The 18,801-nt window shown below is 40.4% G+C and carries 15 protein-coding genes; 7 read left to right on the top strand and 8 right to left on the bottom strand.

What is annotated here, in order from left to right; genetic code table 11:
* Positions 1–31: 31 nt before the first annotated feature.
* The 3 genes from carB to dapB all read right to left on the bottom strand — a co-directional run bounded on the left by carB (position 32) and on the right by dapB (position 5,566).
* The gene (carB, locus tag HC000_RS01175; protein ID WP_179806695.1) at positions 32–3,250 is read right to left on the bottom strand and encodes a carbamoyl-phosphate synthase large subunit; all 3,219 of its coding nucleotides are present in this window, start codon (positions 3,248–3,250) and stop codon (positions 32–34) included.
* A gap of 16 nt (positions 3,251–3,266) precedes the next feature.
* A complete protein-coding gene (gene carA / locus HC000_RS01180) occupies positions 3,267–4,403 on the bottom strand; it encodes a glutamine-hydrolyzing carbamoyl-phosphate synthase small subunit (RefSeq protein WP_179806696.1) in 1,137 nt (378 codons plus the stop codon).
* A 359-nt stretch (positions 4,404–4,762) separates the two neighbouring features.
* Complete coding sequence (gene dapB, locus HC000_RS01185; RefSeq protein ID WP_179806697.1) at positions 4,763–5,566, bottom strand: 4-hydroxy-tetrahydrodipicolinate reductase; 804 nt, start codon at positions 5,564–5,566, stop codon at positions 4,763–4,765.
* A 308-nt stretch (positions 5,567–5,874) separates the two neighbouring features.
* On the opposite strand from dapB, the gene HC000_RS01190 reads away from it, so the two are divergent.
* Positions 5,875–7,188, top strand: coding sequence for a Na+/H+ antiporter NhaC family protein (locus tag HC000_RS01190; protein ID WP_179806780.1), 1,314 nt, complete (start codon positions 5,875–5,877; stop codon positions 7,186–7,188).
* A 115-nt stretch (positions 7,189–7,303) separates the two neighbouring features.
* Complete coding sequence (locus HC000_RS01195) at positions 7,304–8,092, top strand: nucleoside-binding protein (protein ID WP_179806698.1); 789 nt, start codon at positions 7,304–7,306, stop codon at positions 8,090–8,092.
* Between the two features lie 93 nt (positions 8,093–8,185).
* On the opposite strand, the gene HC000_RS01200 is transcribed toward HC000_RS01195, so the two are convergent.
* Positions 8,186–8,983, bottom strand: coding sequence for a M48 family metallopeptidase (locus tag HC000_RS01200; RefSeq protein ID WP_179806699.1), 798 nt, complete (start codon positions 8,981–8,983; stop codon positions 8,186–8,188).
* Positions 8,984–9,385: 402 nt separating this feature from the next.
* Here HC000_RS01200 and HC000_RS01205 point away from each other — a divergent pair, with 402 nt between their 5' ends.
* A complete protein-coding gene (locus HC000_RS01205) occupies positions 9,386–10,588 on the top strand; it encodes a Bcr/CflA family efflux MFS transporter (RefSeq protein ID WP_179806700.1) in 1,203 nt (400 codons plus the stop codon).
* 26 nt (positions 10,589–10,614) lie between these two features.
* On the opposite strand, the gene grpE is transcribed toward HC000_RS01205, so the two are convergent.
* Together grpE and HC000_RS01215 are read right to left on the bottom strand one after the other, a co-directional pair.
* Positions 10,615–11,226: a nucleotide exchange factor GrpE gene (grpE, locus tag HC000_RS01210; RefSeq protein ID WP_011327905.1), complete on the bottom strand. Its 612-nt coding sequence runs from the start codon at positions 11,224–11,226 to the stop codon at positions 10,615–10,617.
* Between the two features lie 57 nt (positions 11,227–11,283).
* Positions 11,284–12,249: an HrcA family transcriptional regulator gene (locus HC000_RS01215; RefSeq protein ID WP_179806701.1), complete on the bottom strand. Its 966-nt coding sequence runs from the start codon at positions 12,247–12,249 to the stop codon at positions 11,284–11,286.
* Positions 12,250–12,416: 167 nt separating this feature from the next.
* On the opposite strand from HC000_RS01215, the gene nadK reads away from it, so the two are divergent.
* The 3 genes from nadK (at position 12,417) to recN (ending at position 15,685) form a co-directional block, all read left to right on the top strand.
* Positions 12,417–13,301: an NAD(+) kinase gene (gene nadK / locus HC000_RS01220; protein ID WP_179806702.1), complete on the top strand. Its 885-nt coding sequence runs from the start codon at positions 12,417–12,419 to the stop codon at positions 13,299–13,301.
* A gap of 77 nt (positions 13,302–13,378) precedes the next feature.
* Positions 13,379–13,936, top strand: coding sequence for a hypothetical protein (locus HC000_RS01225; RefSeq protein WP_179806703.1), 558 nt, complete (start codon positions 13,379–13,381; stop codon positions 13,934–13,936).
* Positions 13,937–14,011: 75 nt separating this feature from the next.
* A complete protein-coding gene (recN, locus tag HC000_RS01230; protein ID WP_179806704.1) occupies positions 14,012–15,685 on the top strand; it encodes a DNA repair protein RecN in 1,674 nt (557 codons plus the stop codon).
* A 630-nt stretch (positions 15,686–16,315) separates the two neighbouring features.
* On the opposite strand, the gene HC000_RS01235 is transcribed toward recN, so the two are convergent.
* Both HC000_RS01235 and HC000_RS01240 read right to left on the bottom strand, forming a co-directional pair.
* Entirely contained in the window at positions 16,316–17,284 is a 969-nt protein-coding gene (locus tag HC000_RS01235; protein WP_179806705.1) for an IS30 family transposase, read from the bottom strand.
* 183 nt (positions 17,285–17,467) lie between these two features.
* The gene (locus HC000_RS01240; RefSeq protein WP_004335359.1) at positions 17,468–17,806 is read right to left on the bottom strand and encodes a Grx4 family monothiol glutaredoxin; all 339 of its coding nucleotides are present in this window, start codon (positions 17,804–17,806) and stop codon (positions 17,468–17,470) included.
* Between the two features lie 266 nt (positions 17,807–18,072).
* Here HC000_RS01240 and HC000_RS01245 point away from each other — a divergent pair, with 266 nt between their 5' ends.
* On the top strand, positions 18,073–18,654 hold the full coding sequence (locus HC000_RS01245; protein ID WP_179806706.1) for a Fe-Mn family superoxide dismutase: 582 nt from the start codon (positions 18,073–18,075) through the stop codon (positions 18,652–18,654).
* Positions 18,655–18,801: the final 147 nt, after the last annotated feature.

Here is an 18,801-nt window from a genome sequence, read left to right on the forward strand (position 1 = left end):
GGCCGCAATTTAACGGCCTTGGCACATTTCCTTAGTTCAATCGCAGGTGTAGTTCTTGAACTGACGTCACCTTCCCACGGTCATCTGCTTGGTTTGCTGTACAGTTTGCAAACGCCGCATTTAAGGTCGTAGTATAGTTGGTTTTGTGCTGTAAAGCACCACGACGTAACACCTTCGAATCTTCAATCGCTTGGCGACCTTCTGTGGTATTAACAATATAGCTATACTCGCCACTTTTGATTCTATCAAGAATGTGCGGGCGCCCTTCAAATACTTTATTTACACGGCGAACCGCAATGTCAGCATTTTCAAGTGCAGCAGCTGTACCACCTGTTGCATCTATTTCAAAACCAAGGTCTGTCATGATTTTAGCTAGTTCAACAATACGTGGCTTATCGCTATCACGCACGGATAATAGCGCGCGACCACCGCGTGGTAAAGTATTGCTTGCACCTAATTGTGCTTTTGCAAACGCTTCGGCGAAAGTATCACCAACACCCATCACTTCACCGGTTGAACGCATCTCAGGGCCACGGATTGGATCCACACCTTGAAACTTAGCAAATGGTAAAACAACTTCTTTTACGCTGTAATATGGAGGAATAACTTCTTTAGTTATACCTTGGCTTGCCAAAGACTGACCCGCCATACAACGTGCAGCTACTTTTGCAAGTGCAACACCGGTTGCTTTTGATACAAACGGTACAGTTCGTGCAGCACGTGGGTTAACTTCAATTAAATACACTAAGCCATCTTTAACAGCAAACTGAGTATTCATTAAACCAACCACACCAAGCTCAAGTGCCATATCAGTAACTTGCTTGCGCATTACATCTTGTACTTCTTGCGATAGCGTATGAGCAGGTAATGAACACGCTGAGTCACCTGAGTGAACACCCGCTTGCTCTATGTGCTCCATGATGCCGCCAATAATTACTTGCTCGCCGTCGCAAATTGCGTCAACGTCAACTTCAATCGCGTTATCTAAAAAGCGGTCTAATAATACTGGTGCTTCGTTTGAGGCTTGTACTGCTTCGGTCATGTAGCGACGTAAGTCTTGCTCGTCGTATACAATTTCCATGGCGCGACCACCTAGTACATACGATGGACGTACTACTAATGGAAAGCCAATTTCAACTGATTTTAAAATTGCTTCTTCAGTTGATGTTACCGTAGCGTTTTCTGGTTGCAGTAGATTTAAACGCTCAACTAATTGTTGAAAACGTTCGCGGTCTTCTGCACGGTCGATTGCATCTGGCGATGTACCAATCACAGGCACGCCATTCGCTTCAAGTTCACGCGCTAATTTAAGCGGTGTTTGACCACCGTACTGCACAATGACACCCACTGGCTTTTCAACACGTACAATTTCTAGCACGTCTTCAAGGGTAATTGGTTCAAAGTATAAACGATCTGAGGTGTCGTAATCGGTAGATACCGTTTCAGGGTTACAGTTAACCATAATGGTTTCATAACCATCTTCACGCAGTGCAAGCGAGGCGTGTACACAACAGTAATCAAACTCAATGCCTTGACCAATACGGTTAGGACCGCCACCAATCACCATGATTTTGTCACGGGTTGTTGGATTAGCTTCGCACTCTTCATCGTAAGTTGAGTACATGTAGGCTGTGTCTGAGCTAAACTCTGCAGCACAGGTATCAACACGCTTGTATACTGGTAATATATTGAGCAAATGACGCTTTTTACGAATTTCAGCTTCTGATACGCCAGCAATTTCTGCAATACGTGGGTCAGCAAAGCCTTTACGCTTTAACTTGCGTAGGAAGTCGGCATTTAAACCAGCCATGCCTACGTCGCTAATTTTTGCTTCGTCTTTTAAAATGTCTTCTATTTGTACTAAGAACCAGCGGTTAACTTTTGTTAGCTCGTAAACATCCTCAACGCTCATACCATGGCGCATTGCATCGGCAATATACCAAATACGCTCTGCACCTGGCTCGCGTAGTTCACGAATGATAATTTCTTTTGCTTTAGGGTCGTCAAGCGCCACAATTGGGTTAAAACCAGTTGCACCCACTTCAAGGCCACGTAATGCTTTTTGTAATGACTCTTGTTGGTTACGACCAATCGCCATTACTTCGCCTACTGATTTCATTTGCGTGGTTAAACGGTCGTTCGCACCGGCAAATTTTTCAAAGTTAAAGCGAGGTATTTTTGTAACTACATAGTCAATTGCCGGCTCAAACGACGCTGGTGTTTTACCGCCAGTAATATCATTTTGTAGCTCGTCAAGTGTGTAGCCTACAGCTAATTTTGCAGCAATTTTAGCAATTGGGAAACCCGTTGCTTTTGACGCTAATGCTGATGAGCGTGATACGCGTGGGTTCATCTCAATGATAACCATACGGCCATCTGCAGGATTAATACCAAACTGTACGTTAGAGCCACCGGTTTCAACACCAATTTCACGTAATACCGCCATAGAGGCGTTACGCATAATTTGGTATTCTTTGTCGGTTAATGTTTGCGCTGGTGCAACTGTGATCGAATCACCCGTGTGCACGCCCATAGGGTCAAAGTTTTCAATGGTACAAACAATAATACAGTTGTCGTTTTTATCACGTACAACTTCTGTTTCGTATTCTTTCCAACCAATCAGTGATTCATCAATTAGCAATTCGTTCGTTGGCGATAAGTCTAAGCCGCGCTCACAAATTTCTTCAAACTCTTCTAGGTTATACGCTACACCACCACCGGTGCCGCCCATAGTAAAAGAAGGCCTGATAATACACGGTAAGCCAATGCGTGTAATGATGTCTCTTGCTTCATCCATTGAATGAGCAATTTCAGCACGTGGGCATTCTAAACCAATGTTTTTCATTGCTGTATCGAAACGTTCGCGGTTTTCTGCTTTGTCGATTGCATCTGCTGTTGCGCCAATTAGCTCAACGCCGTGCTTAGCCAATACACCGTGCTTGTCTAATTCAAGCGCACAGTTTAATGCTGTTTGCCCACCCATAGTCGGTAGGATTGCATCTGGCTTTTCTTTTTCGATAATTTTTTCTACAACTTCCCAGTGAATTGGTTCGATGTACGTCGCATCGGCCATATCAGGGTCGGTCATAATTGTTGCTGGGTTTGAGTTAACTAATATAACTCGATAGCCTTCTTCTCTCAGTGCTTTACACGCTTGTGCACCAGAGTAGTCAAATTCACAAGCCTGACCAATAACAATTGGGCCTGCGCCTAAGATAAGAATGCTTTTTATGTCGGTACGTTTTGGCATTATTACTCCGGTTAAATTAGTGTTTACGCGCTTGCATCAAATCGATGAAGTGATCAAATAATGGGGCGGCATCGTGCGGGCCTGGGCTTGCTTCAGGGTGACCTTGGAAGCTAAACGCTGGCTTATCTGTACGATGAATACCTTGCAAAGTACCGTCAAATAACGATGTGTGCGTAGCACGCAGGTTATCAGGTAGCGTAGCTTCATCGGCAGCAAAACCATGATTTTGTGCGGTGATCATCACTACATCACGTTCTAAGTCTTTAACTGGGTGGTTGGCACCATGATGGCCAAACTTCATTTTGACTGTTTTAGCACCTGAGGCAAGCGCTAATAATTGATGGCCTAAACAAATACCAAAAATAGGAATTTCGGTTTCTAAAAGGGTTTTAGTTGCATCAATGGCATAAGTACACGGTGCTGGATCGCCCGGGCCATTAGATAAAAAGATACCATCTGGGTTTAATGCTAGTACGTCAGCGGCAGAGGTTTGCGCTGGTACTACAGTCAATTTACAACCACGATCTACAAGCATACGTAAAATATTACGCTTAACACCGAAGTCGTAGGCAACAACATGAAACTTTTCATCAGCCGCGTTTAAGGTTTTAAAACCTTCGCCTAATGTCCAGCTTGATTCGCGCCACTCAAACATTTCCTTGGTTGAGACTACTTTTGCTAAATCCATACCTTTTAAGCCTGGGAAGGCTTGCGCGGCTTGAAGCGCTTTGTTTTCGTCTAATTCGTCACCGGCTATAATACACCCGTTTTGAGCGCCTTTATCACGCAAAATACGCGTTAGCTTTCTGGTGTCGATGTCCGCAATACCTAAAATATTACGTTGTTTTAAGTAATCATCTAACGATTGCTCGCTACGAAAATTACTTGCTAGCAGTGGCAAATCACGGATCACTAGGCCTTTGGCCCATATTTGATTCGCTTCTTCGTCTTCGCTATTAGTACCCGTATTACCTATATGTGGGTACGTCAAAGTTACGATTTGTTCCGCGTATGATGGGTCAGTCAAAATTTCTTGATAACCAGTCATAGACGTATTGAATACTACTTCACCTACTGACATGCCGTCAGCGCCGATTGCAGTACCGCGAAACACTGTGCCGTCTTCTAGGACTAACAGAGCGGATTTAGTCAAATTAACCTCCTAACAGTAAAAAACGAGGCTAAGCAAAATGCTTAACGCCCCGCCAATACCCAGGCGATTGTTAAAGCGAGTTTTGTGGATAAAGTAATTTTATAAACAGTGTTAAATGACGTCGATAACGAGCTTTAAACCTTAATCATTTTTTCTTGCCTTTAAACGACTTTATTCCCACTGAACCCTGCTTTTTTCAAGCCACTTGGGTATAATTGGAAACACGCGATTATTAATTTTTGGCAAATTGGCTGCATTTTACATTAAGTTTTCTTTTAGATCTAACGCTATTTAGTAAATTATAATAAATAACTGCTTGTACCTTTATTCAGACCCAAACAGCCGAAAGAACAACTTAACTACTTCAAATCTAGTACATCTTGCATATCATAAAGTCCTGCCGGTTTATTTACTAACCAGCCTGCAGCTCTTATAGCACCTAATGCAAAGGTCATTCTTGAGCTTGCTTTATGGGTTAATTCGAGCCTTTCGCCCATTGTTGCGAAGTATGCGGTGTGTTCACCTACTATGTCGCCGCCTCTGAGCACCGAATAACCTATTTCATTTTGCGACTTAGCCTGCTCAACTTTACTGCGGTCGTATACGGCAACATCGTCGTGATCCCAGCCTTTTGCATCAGCAATGGCTTCGCCAATGGCCAGCGCTGTGCCCGACGGCGCATCTATTTTATGGCGATGATGCGCTTCAAAAATTTCAATATCCATATCATCGCCAAACTTAGTGGCAGCTGTTTGCACTAAATTAAGTAATACATTTACCCCCACACTGTAATTGCGCGCAAATACAATAGGAATATGCTTTGCAGCCTCGTGTAGTAATGTCATATCGGCTTCGTTAAGCCCCGTGGTACCAATTACCATAGGTACACCTTGCTTAACCGCTGTTTGTAAATGCGTGCGCATGCCGGCTGGCAAAGTAAAATCAATTAATACATCAACATTCGTTATATTAGCTTCATCACTAAAGGTTACTGTTTTATCTGCAGCACTGTTTAGTTGATTAACATTAATGCCTAATAACGGTGAACTACTGCGCACATAAGCGGCAGCAAGTTCACTATACTCTTTTGTACTTGCTGCTTCTAATAAGGCTGAGCCCATTCTGCCGTTGGCACCAAAAACACCGATTCTATTTTTTGTCATTACCTTACCTAATATTTTAATTTGCAGCACCTTGTGGATCGCCCGAAGATACTATTGATCAATCAACGCTATTTACTAGGCTAGATATTACCTAAATAGCATGTAATAGTCAGGTCACAGTTTTAATTTAAATAATAATACCAGTTTACTTTAGCCATCTATACATTTAAACTTCTTTTTCAGCGTCGATTTGGTCTTTGGCTTGCGGGCGCAGTGGTCTCCTAGTTTAAATACAGTGGAGGATTCGCTAAACACAGCTAAAAGAGGAGTTTTGGCTGTGATCTTTTTTCAATAATACGAGGAATATGATGCAGCCATCATTTAACAAAAATAAAGCAATTCTTTCTTTGCTTCCCCTACTTACATTTGTAGCGATATTTTTAGGCTCAGGCTTATATTTACAATCGCAAGGGGTTGATTACGCTTTTTATCAATTACCTGCCCCCGTTGCTATTTTACCTGCCATTATTCTGGCTTTTATTTTAAATAAAACTTCAATCAACCAAAGCGTCGAAACCTTTATTAAAGGTGTAGGTAATAACAACATAATTACCATGTGTTTAATTTACTTACTAGCGGGTGCATTTTCTGCTGTTGCCGGTGCTACAGGTGGCGTTGATGCGGTTGTTAACGCTGGTTTGTCAATTATTCCACCTTCTTTATTACTCCCTGGATTGTTTTTAATTGCCGCCGTTATTTCTACCGCCATGGGTACTTCAATGGGTACTATTGGTGCTATTGGCCCTATAGCGTATGCAGTATCGGTTAAAACAGGTATAGATCCAGCACTTATGGCCGGTACTATAGTGTCGGGCGCAATGTTTGGTGATAACTTATCGATAATTTCGGATACCACTATTGCAGCCACCCGTACTCAGGGCTGTGAAATGAAAGATAAGTTTAAAGAAAACCTTAAAATAGCTATTCCGGCCGCTATTGTTACAATTGCGTTGTTGTTATATTTAACACCCGCTGCTCAAGTTGTTGAAACCAAAGATTACGACATTTTATTAGTGTTGCCTTATGCGTTTATTTTAGTGCTTGCGATAATGGGCTTTAACGTATTTGTAGTTTTGCTTAGCGGTATTATTTTTGCTGCACTTATGGGCTTTACTGGCAGTTACGAAGGCGCCAGCTTTGTAAAAGATATTTATAAAGGCTTTACCGACATGCAAGAAATATTTTTGCTGTCGATGTTTATAGGCGGTCTGTCTGAATTTATTCGCCTTAATGGTGGCCTGGATTACATAGCGCAAAAAATCCAATCAATTACTAAAGTAATTGCTAAGTGGCATAGAAAAGTGGCAGACCAACTTGGTATTGCAGCGTTAGTAATGGCCAGCAATATGTGTATTGCTAATAACACAGTGTCTATTATTGTTACCGGCCCAATTGCTAAAAAGCTTGCAGATGATGGTAACATTACAGGCAAACGCTCAGCCAGTTTGCTCGATATATTTGCCTGTGTAACGCAAGGTACACTGCCTTATGGCGCGCAAGCATTACTACTTGGAGCTACATTTAAAATTAGCCCATGGGAAGTATCAACTTCTTCTTACTACTGCTTTATATTAGCTTTTAGTGCGATTGCGGTTATTTGTCTGCGCAGAAATAAAGCATAAATTAACGCTACTACGTTGTAGCTTAGTGATTAAGCTACAACGTGTAATATAATAATTAACAAACCACCTCCCTTTGCTTATACTAGCGCTCCCGCGTGTCACACTAATTATTATTATGAAACTAAAAAAATTACTTCCTGCTTTATATTTAAGCACTTGCGTTTTATCTAGCTCAGCTGTTGCTGCTAACTGGAGCAGCACTGCTCTACACATTAATTATGGCGAGCAAACAAACCCATTTACAGAGCAAGAGTCAGATACCGCTGTGTATTCAATTCAGCACGCATCTGGTTATGATTACGGCGATAACTTTTTCTTTATTGATTACAGTAAAGACGATCTTGAAGATGGCTTTCAAGACCGTGATTTTTATGGCGAATGGTATTCAACCGTTAGCCTATCGGCTATTACTGGCCAACAGGTTGGTTCGGGCGCGTTAATTGATGTTGGTTTAACCGCCGGTATTAACGTAGCAGGAGACGCCAAGGTAATGAAATACTTACCAGGTGTTAAATTGAGCTGGGATGTACCTGGATTTAACTTTTTTCAGACACTAGTAACTGCCTACATTGATGACAGTGAAGGTGTAGCAAAAGGTGGCGCACCAATAGAGACTAATAGCTGGATGTTTGATGTTGCGTTTGACTACCCATTTATGATTGGCACGCAAAAATTTAATGTAAAAGGCCATGTTGAATACATTGCTGAGCGTGAAAATGAATTTGGTCAAGATGTGCGTGCGTGGTTTTTAGCGCAGCCTATCATTACCTGGGATTTAGGTCATGCCCTTGAAATGAAAGAAAACACCCTATTACTAGGGATGGAATGGCAATATTGGCATCACAAATTTGGTACTGATGTAACAGAGTCGGTACCACAACTTCATGTTGAGTGGACATTTTAAGCTTTAATCAACAGCTCTTTACTCAGAAAATAATGAATATAATAAAGCCCTGTGAGTAGTTACTCACAGGGCTTTATTTGTAGTTAAACTAGATTACAGCTTACATTGTGGGTTTTTACCCTGTGTTCTTGCTGTTTTTTGCTCGCCTAATGCTTGGCTCATTTGTGCTTGTAAGTCTTTAATGCGGCTTGCTGGTGCTGGGTGAGTTGATAAAAACTCAGGCGTTGCACCACCACCCGCTTTGCTCATGTTTTCCCATAAAGTAACTGACTCTTTTGGATCAAAACCAGCTTGCGCCATTAAATCCAAGCCAATTTCGTCAGCTTCAGATTCGTGCGAACGGCTAAACGGCAATACAACACCATATTGTGCGCCCAAGCCCAAGCCCTGCATAATTTCGTTACGATACCCAACATTTCCCATTTCAAGTGCTGCACTACCAAGTTGCATACCGGTTTGTAGCATTGAGCTTTGCGATACACGTTCGTTCGAATGCTCTGCAATTACGTGCCCTACTTCGTGCCCTAGCACTGTTGCTAGTTGGTCTTGATTGGTGGCTATTTTTAATAAGCCCGTATGAACCCCAATGTAACCACCAGGTAGTGCAAAAGCGTTAGCAGATTCATCTTCAAATACCACTACTTCCCAATTTTGCGACGCGTATTCTTTTGGTAATACAGCCACTACTTGCTCTGCAATACAATTTACATACGCGTTAGTTTGTGGATTTTTATTAATAGGCTGATTTTTTTTCATCTCAGCAAAACTGGCTGTGCCCATTTCACTCATTTGTTGATCAGAATAAAGCGCTATTTGGGTGCGCCCTGTTGGTGATGTTTTACAGCCAGCCAGCACTGCAGTAGCTAATATAGCTATCACGAGTTTTTTCATTATATTCCCTCAAATCATATTTGTTTGTTAGCACTAGAATAGCAAATACCACCACTGTTTAAAATAATTGCTTTTTAGCAAGTAACGATAAATTTTTGTTGTTTATTTAACCTGAACTCTGGTTAAGATATTTACTAACGTATTGAATCATAGTTATATTTAATCTTATTTTCTCTAGCCAGAGATTTTCAGTGAAAATAAGGCGAATTTACGTGTCAATAGCTGGCCTATTGCAAGTAAATTCAACGCAGTTAGCGCTGAAAATAGCTGCTTGAGATAGGTTTATTATCCGGAGATCAGGTTATTTGCCCATTAAAATTAACTTAGCAGGCAAACTAAGTTTATCCAATCAGCATGCCCTGTTACACTACACATCCTGTTTAGTAATGATTGAGTTTATACATGCCTGCCTCGGCTTCGTCTTTTAACACCCGTATTTTATTGCCTTTACTCGCCAGTATTGTGGCAATTACGCCTTTAGCAATTGATATGTATTTACCGGCAATGTTAGTTATTGCGGGTGACTTACAAACCAGTATGCCTAACGTACAAATATCGTTGAGTATTTATTTAGCGGGCTATGCATTAGGGATGTTATTTTTTGGCCCTATTGCCGATCAAATTGGTCGCCGTAAACTGGCTAAAATTGGCTTAACTTTATTTGGTATAACGTCATTAGCTCTTGCCTTTACTACCGATATATATGCATTTTGGGTATTGCGTACCGTGCAGGCATTTACCGGTGCAGCCGCAACCGTGGTAGTACCTGGAATAATTAGGCATATTTATCAAAAAAACACCGCCAAAGGCATGTCCTATGTGTCGATGATTATGATGGTAGCGCCGTTACTTGCACCTTCAATTGGTTCGCTTATTTTAGGGTTTTCTGTTTGGTCTACCATATTTTTAATTTTAGCGGCCTACAGTTTTATTATTTTAGCTTTTGTGCATGTGTATTTAATCGACATTCCTATTTTTAAAAGTGAGCTTAAAGGGCTGCCATTATTTTTTAATAGTTATAAAACAATACTAAGCAACAAAGATGCACGCGCCGATATTTTAAGCTCTATGTTTGTATCGTTTGGATTTTTTTGTTTTTTAACCTCAGTGCCGTTTGTATACTTAGACCTATTTAAAGTATCGGAGCAGTTATTTGGCATTTTGTTTGCGTTTAACGTTGTAGCGCTCATGTTGGGGAATTTTTTAAATACTCGCATTGTGCCGCGAATTGGCTCTCGTAAAATGCTCTACTACGGATTAATATTTGGCTTACTTTCAGGCTCTGCGCTACTTACTTTTAGTGTTATGCAGCTGTCGCTTTACTTTATTGTTGGCGCTATTGCACCACTGATGATGAGCTTAGGTATAATAGCCAGTAATGCCGACTCACTTATTTTAATGAAATTTGAAGCAAATACAGGCACAGCAACCGCGGTTATTGGCACGTTACGCTTTGGTAGTGGTGCTTTGGTCGGCCCGCTATTAGCAATACTACATGCTAAAAGTGCCGTGCCTTTTTCAAGCTTGATGTTTGCCGCTGTAATACTCACTGTTTTAGTGCAATTGGTTCACTATTTAAAAGGCAAAAAAAATGCCTCAAATTGAGGCATTTTTAAATCATTTATAACAACTTAAGCGTCAGCTGCTTTAGATACCATAACCATAGCTGGGCGTAATAAACGTCCGTTTAAGGTGTAGCCTTTTTGCATTACCGCTAATACTGTATTTGGCGATACATCGTTGCTTGGCTGAATTGACATAGCTTGATGAAATTCTGGATTAAACTGCTCACCCTGTGGGTTAACAATTTCAACGCCAAATTTTGCAACTGCATCGTTAAAGCTTTTTACCGTCATGCTAATACCTTCTAGCACAGGCTTTAGCGTTTCGTTTTCTTTATCAGAAAACTCAATTGCGCGCTCTAAGTTATCAATAACCGGGAGCAATTCGTTAGCAAACTTCTCTAGTGCAAATTTATGTGCTTTTTCTACGTCTTGTGCGGCACGACGACGCATGTTTTCAACATCAGCAGCGGCGCGAACTACACCGTCTTTTTGATCTGCTATTGTTTGCTTTGCTACTTCAAGCTCTGCATATAACATTGCAATTTCAGCTTCAGGGCTTTGCTCTTGCTCTGCGTGTTCTTCTGCTGCTTGTACAGCGGCTTCAACGTCAGCTTCCATTTTTGCTAGGTCTTCGTTTAGTTCTACTTCTTGTTCTGGGTTTTGTCTCTGCTCAGACATAAATATGTGCTCCAATTCTTTACAACTGCGGTAATTATGGGGATTGAATTAAAAGATTCAAGAGTTAGATGTCTCAATTAATTTAAATTCTTGGATTATTTTTTCGATTGGCGCTGATTTTGGACAAATTACACAAAAACGACTCTGATATTCTTGATTTTGAAAGTACGGCAAGCTAATCACAATCAATTCGTTACAATCTGAAAAAGGTAGGTTTTCAGTATTAAGTACCGACACCCCATTTTTAAATACTAGTTTGTCTTCAACAAAATTTAAAAAAGACACCCCAATGTTTAGGCTTTGCTCGCAATCTATTTGTTTATACAAATAGTTTTCACCAACCACAATACTATTATCAGATCCAAGCTTTTGGCTTAGTTCACGCGTCCACTGGTTAAGTGAATCATGACAGTTACGCGGCGCAGTATTAGCCATTGCCTGCATACGGTACAAACCTTCTATTAAGGTTTGTTGGCTAAATACTGTATTTAACCACGTGGCAAACTGATAACGCACAGTATCACTTGCGTCATCGGGCTTATTAATACAAATATTATGGCTTTGCCCTGCTCTGTCTATTAATAAGATTAACCAATCAGTGGAATCAAAATCGAGCACTTCCACTCTAAATACTTGTTGCGAGCGTACTTGTGGCAAACCAACACAACAACACACCTGATAACGCTGACTTAAACCATGCGCTAATTCAACTAATTGTGTTTGCACAGGTTGCCAGTAATTAGCTATATCGGCGAGTGCAAAAAATTCCTCAAACCAATAATCAAATCCGTAGTCTGTTGGCACGCGCCCCGCTGATGTGTGGGGTGAATAGAGCAAGCCCACTTTTTCTAAACGTGCCATGGCATTACGTACTGTAGCCGAGCAAACTGCCATACCTTTTAGCTTGGCAATTTTTGTTGATGGCACAGGTAAACCCTCACCATTACAATACGTGCTCATTACTGCCGCAAAAATTTGTTGATCTCGTGGGTTTAGTTTCATGGTTACTGCATCTTGTCTCATGTGCTTTATATCGGGGCAGAGCTTCTTAATTTCAAGTGATTAGCTATACGACACCTAAATTAATGAGCTGCAGGATAAATTCATGGCAGTATTGCTAACGATCTGTATTTTCAAACACTTCTGTTTTAGGTTACTCTACAAATATTAAAACTTGCTGTGTATTTATTATGGATTCTCCTTTTCGCACTATCGGCCTTATTGGTAAACCAAATCATCCAGATGCGGCGGCAACCTTGCAACGCCTGCATACATTTTTACTTGCGCTTGGTTTTACAGTTATTGTAGAAAAACGTACAGGAAGCCAACTTATTGATATACCCAAAAATAAGTTAGTTAAACTGGTCGACTTAGGTGAACAAGCTGATTTAGCCATTGTAGTAGGTGGCGATGGCAATATGCTTGGCGCAGCGCGTGTATTAGCCCGCTTTGATATAGCCGTTATAGGTGTAAACCGAGGCAACCTTGGGTTTTTAACCGATTTAAACCCCGAGGGTTTTGAAGCCAGTTTAGAGCAGGTACTCAGCGGCGAGTATATTGAAGAAAAGCGCTTTTTACTTGAAGTAGAAGTGTATCGTCATAACGAGCTTAAAAGTGCTAACTCTGCTGTAAACGAAGCCGTTTTACATGCCGACAAAGTAGCACACATGATTGAGTTTGAAGCCTTTATAAATAACGACTTTGTGTTTTCTCAGCGCTCAGATGGACTTATTGTATCAACCCCTACCGGCTCAACTGCTTATTCACTATCGGGGGGCGGCCCTATCCTTACTCCTGAGCTTAACGCAATAGCGCTAGTACCTATGTTTCCACATACTTTATCGAGCCGTCCGCTGGTAGTTGATGCCGATAACGAAGTACGCTTAAAACTAAGCCTTGAAAACACCGATAGCTTGCAAGTTAGCTGCGACAGTCATGTGGTGCTCGCCGTTTTACCCGGTGATGAGGTAGTAATAAAAAAAGCCGATAAAAAGCTGCGCCTTATTCATCCTAAAAATTACTCTTATTACAACGTATTACGCCAAAAGCTCAATTGGGGCAGTCGTTTATACTAATTTTATTGCTAAGTATCGTGCTTTAGATCAAAATATATTTTTTATAAAATAGCTAACCAAATCAGGATTGTGCGGCAATGACTTATATTGTTTTTTTTGCTTTATTATTATTAATTACATTATTAGCTAGTTATTTAATTGTTGAAAATAACCGCAAAAAAGCCATCGAAGCGAAAAAAAAGCTTTTTAATGCTCGAGTATCACAAGTTAATACTCGCTTAAAGCTAAAGCTCAATGAGTTACTTGACGCTAAGCTTATCCGCCCCAAATACCTGCCACGTATACAAGCAATTGTAAGTAATTTTTTTGTGGTGCAAGCTCACACAGATGAAAACCTAAACCAGTTAGAAAGCACTGCCGATTTACTTATTAATGTACTGTCGAACGAGTTAATTAAAACTTATCAAAGCAACTACTCACAAAATTTAGTCGATAACATACAGTACTTTGTAGCAGAACTTCCTATGCAAGGTATTTTATATAACAAGACTTTTTATCAAACTATTTTACCCGCTCTTATTGTTAATATTAAAACAGAAGACATAGAACAACTCGCTGATAATATTAATAATGCTGACGAAATAAGCGACATTAATAGCCACTCTAAAAATATTCAAGATAAAGAAATTGCGTAAGTCATAAAAATTTAATTTGCAAAAAACCAAAACACTGTATAAATTAACAGTTAATTGACTGGATGGATAAACAGTATGTTAATTGGTTTAGAAATTAAGAATTTCGCAATTGTAAGTAATTTGAGTACAGAGTGGCAAAACGGCATGACCGCAATTACCGGTGAAACGGGTGCGGGTAAGTCGATTGCTATTGATGCCCTTTCGCTATGCCTAGGCGAGCGCGCCGAAGCCTCTGCTGTGCGCCCAAACACAGATAAAGCGGAAGTATGCGCGCAATTTGATTTAAGTAATTTGCCCCTCGCTCATGCTTTTTTAGAACAACATATGTTGAGCAACGCCGATAACGAATGTTTATTGCGCCGCGTGGTGTGTAAAAGTGGCCGCAGCAAAAGCTACATTAATGGCAGTGCCGTAACAGCAGCGCAACTAAAAGAACTTGGCCAGTATTTAATTTCTATTCATGGCCAACATGCCCACCAACACTTGTTAAAAGCCGAGCATCAACTGCAGCTACTAGATGCCTATGCTGGACATCATAACTTGGTCAGTGACGTTAGCCAAAGCTATAAGCAATTTGCTAATTTACAAAAAGAATTTAAACACTTACAACAACAACAGCAGCAACAAGCTGCGCAAAAACAACTATTAGAGTACCAAGTAGCAGAGCTTAACGAGTTTGCCCTACAAGATGGTGAATTTGAACAAATAGAAGCTGAACATTACAAATTAAGTAATAGCCAAACGATTTTAGAAACGTGTCAACGTGAGTTACAGCATTTATACGAAAGTGATGAGCAAAATGCTTGTTCGTTATTGCAACACAGCGCGCAACAATTTTCTGAGCTGGCACAATATGACGAAACGTTAGCAAGCGTAGCTACATTGCTTGCAGAGGCCGCTGTACAAGTAGAGGAAGCTAGCCGAGAAGTACGCAGTTACACTGAACAGGCCGATTTAGACCCAGCTCGCTTAGTAGAGGTAGAAAACAGATTAAGCGGCGCTATGGATTTAGCGCGTAAACACCATATTAAACCGCAAGCATTGGTTGAGTTTCACCAAGCTATTAGCCAAGAGCTTGAGTCTATTAGTAATAACAGCTCTCGCTTAGAGCAGTTAGAATCTGAAATTGAAAATACACTTAGCCATTATCAACATGCTAGTGAACAACTAAGCCAAAGCCGCCGTGAGTATGCTAATACACTCAACCGCTTAATTAGTGACAGCATGGCAAACCTGTCAATGGAAAACGGCATATTTGAAATTGCCCTAACTCAAGAAACCGAACGCGCACCCAATAGCTTAGGTTACGACAATGTATCGTTTTTAGTGTCAACCAACCCAGGGCAACCATTACAACCATTAGCAAAGGTTGCTTCGGGTGGTGAGCTGTCGCGTATAAGTTTAGCTATTCAGGTCATTATTGCGCAAAAAGTCACAACACCTACTCTCATTTTTGATGAAGTTGATGTGGGTATTTCTGGGCCAACGGCCTCTGCTGTTGGTAAGTTATTGCGTCAATTAGGTAAGTCTACCCAAGTGATCTGTGTTACCCATTTACCGCAAGTAGCCAGTAGCGCGCATCAACAATTTTTTGTTGCTAAAGAAATAGCAAATGGAGAAACCTTTACCCAAATGCTGCCTTTAAACAAAGATGGCAGAGTTAACGAAATAGCCCGCCTATTAGGGGGTGACAATATAAGTAAAACAGCAAAAGCAAACGCTAAAGAGCTAATAATGGCACACGCTTAATATTAGTTTGTGCATTTATTTTGATAAGTGATTAGTAGGATTAAGGATTAAAATGCAAAATACAGTTGCCTACTTTTGTTTAACTGCGGGCTGGTTAGTGTTAATCGTTAGCCTCGTTTTTCTGATTTTGAGTACCTTTAAACATACTCACTTTAAGCAGATTTTATTGCGCTATTTAAATACAGCATTGGTTTGGCAGTTATTGGTCACGCTGGTTTTTATAATGAATAATACCACAGCCACTTTAAACAATTTTATTATTAGTTGTGGGGTAATAATTACATTGCAATTACTATGTAATTTAGCCTGTTATTTAGGTTTAAAACGCGCAAAAGCAAAAGGCCGGCCCTCTTTAGATTATTTTTCTATGGACTAAGTGTTCCTGCATTTTATTCAAGCAATAAATAAAGAACTTACAGTGTAGTAAAGCGTTTTAATGTAATGCTTTGATGTTGGCTTTTAGTAGGTATTTTATTGATAAGCTACGTTATCTTTTTAAGGCTGGAGGCTCTGGTTGCATAGTGGATATGCTTTCAAAGTTCGGGCTGTTTTGTAAATTTTCAACCCTAAAATAATGCAAAAGAAACGATTAATAAAAACACGCGGATTCAAATCTGAAGTGCATAACGTTTAGGCGGCTTTAGCCGCCAAGTGATCCTGCATCAATTTTGCAGGCGTTTCAAATCCAAGTGTCTTCCTCGGACGATTATTAAGTTGCTCAAGTACTGGTATAACTTGCGCTGGTGTTACCGCCTTAAAATCTGTGCTCTTCGGCCAATACTGACGTAGTAATCCATTCGTGTTTTCATTCAATCCGCGCTCCCATGAATGATAAGGGTGAGCAAAATAAACAGGAACACTTAAAGCCTCTGTGATTTGCTCGTGATAAGCGAACTCTTTTCCATTGTCAGCCGTGATGGTATGAAGCGCTGACCTATATGGCCTTAATAGTTCTATCGTCGCCGCAGTGACGGCTTGTGCTGTTTTTCCTGCCACCTGAGTTGATACAGTGAATTGGGTGACCCGCTCTACAATGGTAACAAGGGCGCCTCGATGACCTTTACCTATGACGGTATCTATTTCCCAATCTCCGATACGGCCTTTCTCATCAACTATTTGTGGACGTACTTCAATGCTAACGCGATTTTTTATTTGCCCTCGGTTTGTTTTACCATGACTGCGCTTGTGATATTTCTTACCGTGTCGGCGCAGATGTAGGTATAACTCACCACCTGCTTTTTTATCTTCCCAGATATACAGATAAATGCATTCATGGCTGACAGACCGTTCACTTTCTTTGCGCAACCATCCCGTTATTTGTTCAGGACTCCACTTCTCATTAAGCTTCTGGGTAATTAAGGCTATCATTTCTGGTGTCATCTTAAGCGGTTTTCTTGCACTTCTTCGGCGAAACAAAGCCCGCTCATGAGCTTGTTTGTATCTGTAACCTCGCTTACCTGTATTTCTAGAAAGCTCTCTTGAAATGGTAGATTGCGATAAATTAGTTAGCTCAGCAATACTTTGTTGCGTAAAACCGCTTTTCTTTAGAACGGCGATCTGGCATCTTTGCGCATAGGTCAGTTGTTTGTAATGTCTCATTGTAAAATCTCTTGCCGGAGAAAAAGCAGTTAGCTTATGAGCAACTGACCACTTAATCTAGCCAAAACAAGTTATGCACTTACAATTTGAATCTAGGACAATAAAACCACTATAAAAGTGGTTTTATTGTTTTAGCAAAATTTTGTATCAATACACCTTAAAAAGCATGCTTATTGAGATATATTATTCTGCGTCAGCTTCTTTATATTTAGCTGCTGTTTCAGTAATTAATGGTTGTAATTCACCACGCTGAAACATTTCGATGATAATATCACAACCACCAACTAATTCGCCATCTACCCATAACTGTGGGAATGTAGGCCAATTTGCATAAGCAGGAAGCTCAGCACGAATGTCTGGATTAAGTAAAATATCAACATATGCAAATGGTTCACCACATGACATTAACGCTTGCGATGCTTGTGAAGAAAAACCACAGTTAGGCAACTTAGGCGATCCTTTCATGAAAAGGATTATTGGGTTTTCTGAAATTTGCTGTTTAATTTTATCAATGGTTTCCATCTACAACCTCAAAATGACGATAATTTAATATACCTAGGCCTTGAAAATAACTCAGTGAGACCATAGATCTATAACTTAAAATGGGCAAATAAAGCCGCAATTGAAATAGTCTTTAGCAATAGCATTGCTGTTTGCTAAAACTTGAGTAGAATACTCAACAATTATAGTAACACTATATTCCCGTTTGGTATAGATAACTGGCCTGTTCCAACAGGCATTACGTATTACTAAATGGACTATTAACTAAAAGAAGATGGAGATAAAAAATGGCATTTGAACTACCGTCACTACCATATGCAATTGATGCACTTGAGCCACATATTTCAAAAGAAACTCTTGAGTTTCATCATGGTAAACACCACAACACTTATGTTGTTAAACTTAATGGCTTGATCCCAGGCACTGAGTTTGAAAACAAATCTCTAGAAGAAATCGTATGTTCATCAGACGGTGGCGTGTTTAACAACGCTGCACAAATCTGGAACCATACGTTCTACTGGAACAGTTTATCGCCAAATGGCGGTGGTGCACCTACTGGCGCGATTGCTGATGCAATCAATGCTAAATGGGGCTCTTTTGATGCATTTAAAGAAGCATTAAACGACAAAGCAGTTAATAACTTTGGTTCAAGCTGGACTTGGTTAGTTAAACTAGCTGATGGTTCACTAGACATAGTTAACACTTCTAACGCTGCTACACCATTAACTGATGATGGCGTTACTCCAATCCTAACTGTGGATTTATGGGAACACGCTTACTACATCGATTACCGTAACGTTCGTCCAGATTACCTTAAAGGTTTTTGGTCGCTAGTTAACTGGGAATTTGCGAACGCTAACTTCGCTTAATTAGCCCTTAAAAGCTAAATTTAAAAAGACGCTACGGCGTCTTTTTTTATGCTTGGTCAATTCCCACCTCCTCGCACTAGTACCTCTTATATTAAAAAGTCAAGATCATCATTTTTAATATAAATTTTTAATTTTATTGCACAAAAA

Source organism: Pseudoalteromonas sp. MIP2626, from assembly GCF_013414205.1.
Lineage (GTDB): Bacteria > Pseudomonadota > Gammaproteobacteria > Enterobacterales > Alteromonadaceae > Pseudoalteromonas > Pseudoalteromonas nigrifaciens.